This is a genomic window from Rhodobacter viridis (genome assembly GCF_003217355.1).
GTDB lineage: Bacteria > Pseudomonadota > Alphaproteobacteria > Rhodobacterales > Rhodobacteraceae > Rhodobacter > Rhodobacter viridis.
Window position 1 is genome coordinate 23628 of sequence record NZ_QJTK01000023.1, and the last position, 8272, is coordinate 31899.

The 8272-nt window shown below is 66.1% G+C and carries 5 protein-coding genes; 2 read left to right on the forward strand and 3 right to left on the reverse strand.

What is annotated here, in order from left to right; genetic code table 11:
- Positions 1 to 210: 210 nt before the first annotated feature.
- A complete protein-coding gene (locus tag C8J30_RS17205; RefSeq protein WP_110807202.1) occupies positions 211 to 1617 on the reverse strand; it encodes a peptidoglycan-binding domain-containing protein in 1407 nt (468 codons plus the stop codon).
- A 178-nt stretch (positions 1618 to 1795) separates the two neighbouring features.
- Between C8J30_RS17205 and C8J30_RS17210 the strand changes: the two genes are divergently transcribed.
- Positions 1796 to 2719, forward strand: a complete 924-nt coding sequence (locus C8J30_RS17210) for a class I SAM-dependent methyltransferase (RefSeq protein ID WP_110807204.1) — start codon at positions 1796 to 1798, stop codon at positions 2717 to 2719.
- Between the two features lie 11 nt (positions 2720 to 2730).
- On the forward strand, positions 2731 to 4719 hold the full coding sequence (locus tag C8J30_RS17215; protein ID WP_110807206.1) for a S8/S53 family peptidase: 1989 nt from the start codon (positions 2731 to 2733) through the stop codon (positions 4717 to 4719).
- Positions 4720 to 4752: 33 nt separating this feature from the next.
- On the opposite strand, the gene C8J30_RS17220 is transcribed toward C8J30_RS17215, so the two are convergent.
- Together C8J30_RS17220 and C8J30_RS17225 are read right to left on the reverse strand one after the other, a co-directional pair.
- Positions 4753 to 5856, reverse strand: a complete 1104-nt coding sequence (locus C8J30_RS17220) for a phosphatase PAP2 family protein (RefSeq protein WP_181420940.1) — start codon at positions 5854 to 5856, stop codon at positions 4753 to 4755.
- A gap of 81 nt (positions 5857 to 5937) precedes the next feature.
- The gene (locus C8J30_RS17225) at positions 5938 to 7440 is read right to left on the reverse strand and encodes a hypothetical protein (RefSeq protein WP_146227952.1); all 1503 of its coding nucleotides are present in this window, start codon (positions 7438 to 7440) and stop codon (positions 5938 to 5940) included.
- Positions 7441 to 8272: the final 832 nt, after the last annotated feature.

Genomic DNA, 8272 nt, shown 5'->3' on the forward strand with positions numbered 1-8272 from the left:
GGGCTTAGCCGCCACCAGAACATGTCGAGTAACGGTAGCATTTCCTGCGCGAGGTAGGAATTGGGTGTATTCGCGCGGCCTCCCGATATGACCGGTGGAGAAGTGGCCGATCGCGACGACGGGCATTCCTGTCTCCAACACCTTCTCACTATTTCCGCGGGGCCGCGGAAATAGTGCGGCGGATGTTCAGCCCTTCGTGTTCGCATCCGCCTACAGTTTGTTCACCAGCCGCTTCTCGATCTTGCCCAAGGCCCCCCAGAGCGTCAGCGCGATGAACAGGGGCTGCAGTATCGGTGCTGCGCCGGTCAACGTGGGCGCCAGATGTTCGAAAAGCGCCTTCACATCGGTCGCACTCGCCCCGCCCGGGGTCAGCAGCGTCGTCAACACTGCGCCCACAACTCCGATCACGGTCTTCTTGCCATCGAGCAACCGCCCCAGAAACGGCCCCAGCGCCGCATTGAGCGGCGTCAGTTCCGGGTATTGCGCCGCCAGACGTTCCAGTTGCGTGCGGATTTCGGCCAGATCGTCGTTGTCCATCGTTTTGTCCTCTGCAGGGGAAAGGGGGGCGGACCCGGTCGGCGCCGGAGCGGTCGCCGCAGCCAGTTCGGAATCGTCGGGGGCGTCGATCGCCGGGGCCGGTGCGGGTGCGATCTTCGGTGGGGAGGTGGGGCCCGCCGCCAGATTGGGCAAGGTGATGCCGAGGGCCTGTGCCGTCAGTGGGCCGCACACCCCGTCGACCTGATGCGGCGCCAGAGTCTGCATCTGGAACGCGATCAGCGCCGCCAGCGAGCCGCGGCCGAAGCTGTTGTCCGGCGGTCCTTGCAGCAGGTCCCGATCGATCAGCGCCTGCTGCACCACACCTGCCGCCGGGCCGACCGAGCCGAAGCGCACGATCTGCACAGCGTCGGGATTGTGCAGGTCCGAGCCTGAAGCGAAGTCGGCAGCCTCGAAGAGAACGTAGATGAACTCCTCCTGCGCGGAAAACGCGTCATAGGCGGTCTCGATGAACCGCGCCCAGGGGCCGGTTTCGGGGGCAAAGCCGCGCGCTTGCGACTTCGGCAGCCCGCAGACGACCTGACAGCCCGCGCTCGAGAACCCGGTCGGCCCGCGCGAATGTGCGCAGTGGATGTTGTCCGCGACCCAGGTGCCGTTCGGACCGCCCAGATCGATCCGGTCAAGAGCGTCGTAGCTGAGGTTGTCGCGGCTGCGGCGCACCGGCTGGAAACTGGCTTGACGAAAGGCACGATGCCCGGTCTTGGCTCCCTGCCGGTGCATTCCCTTGCGGAACTTGTACCACCCCGGCAGCAGCTGGTTGGTTCCCGCGCCGCCATGCTCCAGCGCCTTGCCGATCGTGGCCCGGTTCGGCACGGTCGAGCCCAGATGCACCGCCAGCATCTTCTCGGCCGGTTTCCACTGTCCGATCGTGCAGGCCATGGTGACATGGTCGATCGCGGCTGGGCGCAACTCCTGCGCGCTGGCAAAGTCGCGCAGCAGCGCCCCGCCCGCCGGCACCGCGCCGCGCAGGCCAAAGAATACCAGCCCGCTTTCGGGCACGAAGAACCCCGAGCGGTCGCAGGCGCGCTGCAAAAGATCGTGGGTCAAGGTGAAGTTCAACATCCGAAGGCCCTCCTGCCTTTGCTGTCAGACCCTCATCCTGCCCTGCCTGCGTCAGCCGCCCGTCAAAGCGACGAGGACTTTCATCCTTCATCAGCCCTGTCTGCGGTTTTGACGCGGCACTGACGCAGGCTTGCGATGCTTGGCAGGTCGCTTCCGCAAGAGATAAGGAGATCGCGCGATGGAGCTTGAACTGCAGACCCGCATTCAGGATTGGAGCCGCCGTCTGGCCCAGGGCACTCAGCCCGAGGTGGCTGCAACGATCGGCACCATGGTCGACGAGCTGACGGTGCTGCGCAACAATATGGCGCCCGTGGAGTGGGAGGCGGCGATCCTCGCCTTGCGCGCCTCGGAACTGCTGCCGATCCTGCTCGAAGATCCCTTCACAAGCTGGTCCTATTACCGCCCGCGTGGCTTTCCCGGCGATGCGGGGCTGATCGATTTCATCTACGCCCAGGGTGATTTTGCCGATCCCCTGCGCTCGGCCACGCCCACCGGGCAGTGGATCTATGCCGCCAACCAGACCCGCCCGGCCTGCAAGGCGGTGCGCTATCGCAAGCAGATCGCCTCGGAATTCTTGCGCGAGGTGATGGCTGGTTCGGCCAAGCCCTCCGCGCTTGGAATTGCCGCCGGGCATCTGCGCGAGGTCGAAACCGAGGCCGCGCAAGGCGCGGGTTTCGACGGCCGGATCGTGGCGCTCGATCAGGATGAACAGGCGCTCGATCGCATTGCGCAGCGATTGCCGAAGATCGAATGCCTCAAGATGTCGGTGCGCGAGATCCTGATGGGGCGGCTCGATGGGCAGGTCTTTGATGCGACATGGTCGCTTGGGCTTTACGACTATCTTTCCGATGCGGCCGCCGAGCGGCTGCTGGCCAAGCAATTGTCGCTGGTGCGCGAGGGCGGCCGGGTGATGATCTGCAACTTCGCCCCCGATGCCGCCGATCGCGGCTACATGGAGGCTTTCATGGACTGGAAACTGATCTATCGCGACGAGCAGGACATGGAGGCGCTGGCCTTCCGCGTCCGTTCCGGTTGCACGACTCGGATTTTTCGGGAACCCTCGGGTCAGGTGGTGTTCCTCGAAATGATCAAGGACGCCTGAAAGGGGGCAAGATGGCGACGGGGACTTCGGTCTTGGCGGGCTATGCCGTGTGGGAAAGCCGCACCGGGGCCTCCGACACGGCCTGGTGTCCCGTCGCCCTCACTTGCGAGTTGAAGGCGGCACAGGTGCGGCAACGGCTCGGGGCGCGCGATAGCGTCGTGGTGCCCGGCTGCGAGCGGGCGCGGCTTGTGCTTGAGGAGGGCAAGGCGGATGCGCTGGCGCAGCTGCAAGGGACCGATCTTCTGGTCTTCGTGCGGCAAGATGCGCTTGGCGCGGTGGTCCCCGAACTGCTGAACGACCTGACCGCCAAGTTGCTCTCGATCGGCGCGCCCTTTGCGGCGCCGGCGGGGTTCGACACGCCGCCAGCCCTCGCCGAGCCGGACCGCGTGATCGACGACAAGCAGGGTGCGGGCCCGCTCGTCGGCATCATTGACGATGGCATCGCCTGGGCCAACCGGCGGTTTTGCCGGTTGGACGGCGGGGTGACCAAAACCCGGTTCACCGCGGTCTGGCTGCAATCCGAGGCGGTTTTGTCAAAGACGGCGGCGGCGGGGCTTGGGCATGTGCTGACGGCAGGCGCGATCGACGCGCATCTTGACTCGGGCCGGGCCGAGGCCGACCTCTACCGCGATTTGAACCGCGTGCTGTACCCGCCGCCCGCACAGGCCGCGACGAATACCGCGGTGGCGCATGGCACGCATGTGCTCGACCTTGCCGCGGGTGAGGATCCGGCGACGGGGGGCGGGCCGCTGATCGCGGTGCAACTGCCCGCGACGATGATGGCCGACACCTCGGGGCGGAAGATGGAGCTGTTTCTGGTGCTGGGCCTGCGCTGGATCGTGACGCAGGCGGTGGGGCTTGGCCGCGATCTGGTGGTGAACCTCAGCCTTGGCTCGCTGGCCGGCCCGGGGGATGAAACGCATGTCATCGCCCACGCGATCAAGCACGAGATCGGCCGGTTCACCGCCCTGACCGGCAAGCGGATGCGCGTCGTCGTCGCCTATGGCAACAGCTGGCGCGACAATCTGGTGGGCGAGATGGCCCTGGACGACGGCTGGCCGACCACCCGTTCGGTCGATTGGCGGATCCTGCCCGACGATTACAGTTCCAGCTTTCTGGAGCTTCGGATTCCCAAGAAGCGCTCGGGGGATTTGACCCTGACTCTGTCCGCGCCGGGGGGCGCGGCGCAGACCTTGACCTGGCCGAACGGACCGCAGCCGGGCGCACCGCTGTGGTTGGGCACCCAAACCGCCGCGATCCTGCCGCTGCCCGACGAGGAGGACTGTCATGCGCTCCTTCTGGCGGTGGCGCCGACGGCGGGGGAGGGCGCCCTTGCCCCGGCCGGGGCGTGGCGGCTGACCGTTGCGCTGAGGGAGGGCGCCGCGCCCTGCACCGTGACGCTGCGGGTGCAGCGCACCGATACGCCGGCGGGCTATCGCGTTTTCGGGCGGCAATCCTATCTGGCCGATGCCAAAACCGGCGATTGGGACGCCGATACCCGCGACTACACCTGCCCGAGCGGCGATAGCGTGATCCGGCGCGCGGGCACCGCCAATGCCTATGCCGGGGCGGCCGACATTCGCGAGCTTGGCGGCGCCTCGGGCGTTCATTACGTCGCCGCGCTGCGCCCCGATCCGCTGCAAAAGGATGGCGTGCGGCCGTCGCGTTACAGCTCCGAAGGCTGGACCAGCCTGGGCAACCAACCGAGCAACCTGCACATCCACAGCGTCGGTCCGACCTGCGCGATACAGGCCGATGACAGCATGTTCCTGCAAGGGCTGCGCGGCACGGGGGTGCTCAGCGGCGCCCGGACGCTGCGGCTCTCGGGTACCTCGGTGGCGGCGGGTGCTGCCACGCGCGAGATCGTGAAGGAGCTTGCGCAAAGCCGGCAGCCCGGCGCCGGCCCGGGGCGCGTGCCGCCGGGAGCGCCTTTCAAAGTCAGTCGTGACAGCCGCACCGGGGCACCGCTTGCGCCGCCAAGCCGGTCGATCCTGGCTTGACCCCCCGGCCCGGTCAGGGCCGGGGGAAATCGCTCAGGCCCATTCCGACTTGGCCTGCTGCCAGACCGCCTTCAGCGCCGACCAGTCGGGGGCTTTTTCGATCGTGACTTGACCGGGCGTCGAAATCCCGTGGTTCGGCGTGGCCCGAACCTCGCGCAGGGTTTCCAGCCGGAACTCCTCTGTCCATCCCGAGCCGTCAATGGTCCGGGCCGCGACCTCCTTGCCCCCTTCGATATGCGCGATCAGCGCCGCCGCAAGGGTGATCCCGGTCACCGCGCCGCCCGCGCTGTCGGTGGGGAAATGCACCCCGGCCACGGTGCGGTTCTCGGCGATGCGGGTCGCCAGCCGGAACGGCAGCGATTGCTCGCGATCGGTCAGCATCGAGACATTGGTCGGGCTCGGCACTGCGCCGTATTTCAGCGCCGAGAGCACCGTGGCGATGGCGAAGCTTTCGGTGGCATGGCCGCTGATGTAGCTTGAATGCCCCGGCGTCTGGATGATCGGCTGCACCAGAGGTGAAAGATCGTTTGGCCGCAGCGTCTTGCAAAACAGCTTGATGCGCATTTCCTGCGCCAGAACGCAATCGAGCAGGGTCCTGAGCAGTTGCAGCGTCCAGCGCCGCCGCTGGCCATCGAGTTGGTGGATCGCCCCGAAGAACGACAGCATGTCGGTCTGCTGCGCGATGATCTCGGGCAGCCGGTCAGCGCGCAGATCGGCCGCGGTGCGGACATGCACCATGTTCGCTTGCAGCGCCGCACCATCGGGCGGCGTGATCGTCAAGAGCGGTTTTCCTCTGACAGCGACACTCACCGAGGTCTTCGACGGCGCGATCGAGAACAGCTCCATCACCTCCTGAAGCAGCGCATTCTCGAGCGCCTTCGGCTCCAGCGCGGTGAGGTTGGCGATCGTCTCACTCGCCTCCATGTCGGGCGCGGAAACCGGTTGGCTGCTCCAATCTTTCGTCAACGAGCCGTCCCAATAGCCCAGGATCGCCTCGGCGGTCTGCCCGATCGCGGCGGAGAGGAGCGGCGAGCCCCCCACCTCGCCCGCACCATGATGGCTGTGGTGCGAATGATGAGAGTGGTGCGAGTGGTGGCTGTGATGTGAATGATGCGAGTGATGGCTGAATGACGACATGCGGTTCCCCCTTCCCGTTGTGACCCGTCGCGTTTTGACATCGGCCGACCCGACGGGCGGAGCGGCCATTTCCTGCCCGGTTCAGCGGCGCTGATCGGCAAGATGCAACAATCCCATCTTGCGCAGCGTCACCGCCGGATAGTTCTCGTCGTGCAAGAGACTCTCGAGCGTGAAGCACGGCTCAGCCCGCGCCAGCGCCGCCGCATGGCGTTCGGCGCGGGCCAGATCCCCCTTGGCCAGCGACAGCACCGTCAGCGCCCGGAGCGGCGCGCGGAAATGAGGCGCCCGCACGCTGATCGCGGAATAGATCCGCATGCACTCCTCGTAATCGCCGGCCGCCAGCGCGATCAGCGCGGAAATTCCCTGAAAAAAGAACCCGTTGGCCGCGTTTTCAGAAATGTCGGCGGCGGTTCTGCCATGCCCCGCGGCCGCCTTCAGATCGCCTGCGCGCAGATAAGCAGCCGCCAGCGCATATTGCGCGTAGGGGTTGAGCGGGTTGATCTGCACCGCCTCATGGGCCGAGGCGAAGGCCGCCGCCGCATCCATCGCCAGCATCGCGCTAATCTGCGACACCATCGCCAGCACCGTCGCATTGCGCCCGGGAAAGGACAGGGCGTGAAAGGTGTGGCTCTCGGCCTCGTCGCGGGCGGCGGCAAAATCGTGCCGCACCCGTTCCAGCGTCAGCGTCTGGCACAGGAACGCCCGCCACGCCCAGGCCTGCGCCGTCGGCATCACGTCGATGCTTTCGCGCAAGAGCCGGTCGGCGCGCAGCAACTGCTCACGCTCGAAGGTGAAGATCGCCCGCACTGCTTGCGCCTGGCGCACCTGCGCCCAGATTTCACTGTCGGGCGCGACCGCCAGCGACAGCGCCGCATGCGCCGCCTCTGCGGCCTCATAGGCGAGCCGGGCGAAATCGCCCGACTCGATCGCGGCGGCGGGGTGGCCCGGAAACCGCGCCCGACGGGTCCAGGCCACGCGACGTTGCGCGATATTGGTGATCGTGGCGACCAGATGCAGCGTGCCATCGAATTGTGCCGCCTCGATCGTCAGGCGCAAGCCGCGCTCGGGCGCCTCAATCGCCGCAGAGCCGGGACCCAGGTGATGAATTTCGACCTCGGCCAGATCGTCGATCAGCCGGGAAATCTCGCTTGCAAGCGCGATCGGCAAGAAAGCCACCGGCCCCTCGCCGATGCCGCTCACCTGTACCAGAAGCGGCACCCTTCGTGGCCCCGCAGCCTCCGGGTGCCGCACCATCCGCCCGCGCGTTCCAAGACGCGCGCGTTCGGCGCTCAGCCAGTCCTCGAAGGCGTCGTCGCGGATGTCGATGCCCTCAAGGAACTCGCGCCCCGAGGCGATGGCATCGGCGACCCCGGCGGGGTCGGTTTCAAGATCGGTAACGACGCCCGAGAGCCAGACCATGTCGCGGTCGGACCCCAGCAATCCGGCATGCGGGCCAAGCGCCTGGCGCACCTCGTAAAGCGACTGGCGCAGGCTGCCACTGGCCTGTGTCGCGCCGCGATCGGACCACAGCCGGGCCTCGAGCCAGCGCCGCGTGCGTCGATGATCGGGGACGGTGCAGATCAACGCAAGCAGTGCGCGGGCTTTGGCGCCGCGGGGTGTGCGGTCCTTTCCCGATCCATCCAGCAAACGGAATGTTCCGACAACTTGCAACCGCATGCAACACGAAGCCCCCTTTTCTGGAATTACAACATCTTTACCTTGTTTCGTCTATCGGCTTGCCAGTTCGAAACCTGGCTGGCCCGTAATCTATTGGCAGCCGAATGCGGCCATGGGCTCTTTTCTTGCATCTACAAGCGGCGGCCATCAGGGATGGTGCCGCCAGACGATATAGAGGTGCTTGATCGGTCGCGAATTGCCGAAGCCCGAAATCAACAAAACCGACATCAAGCGGCAGGATCAACTCCCGCAATCCATGGGCTACCGGCGGCAAACGAATCCGTTTTTGCGAGGAAGATGCGGTACCCTCGAAGTTGGACCGCCGCCCCTTCGCGTCAACACCTTGAACTATGCTGCGCAAGGCGCGAATGTCGCAGATAGGCTGCTTGGAACGGTCGCTGCAGGCGGATCGAGCGGCCGTTTCGGCGTCCTATGGCGCGAGGGTAGAATGCCCGGAATGGGCCGACTGCCGGGGTTCCCATCGTCGGATGGATCGCGCCTCTCTTTCGGTCCAGGGGGTTACCGGACGTCGCGGCCTGATGACGTCGTTCGACACATTGAGCCGACGGCCGATTTGCATCGGCACGCAGTAGTGGTAGTCCTCGATCCGAGGAGGACCTAACCATGCCCCGAGAGCCATTCTATGGCCTGCTGCCGGTTTCGTGGACACGAAGATAAGATCGTGACCAAGGAAACGGAGATCGGACATGGTGAGACGGAAGTTCACGAAGGAGTTCAA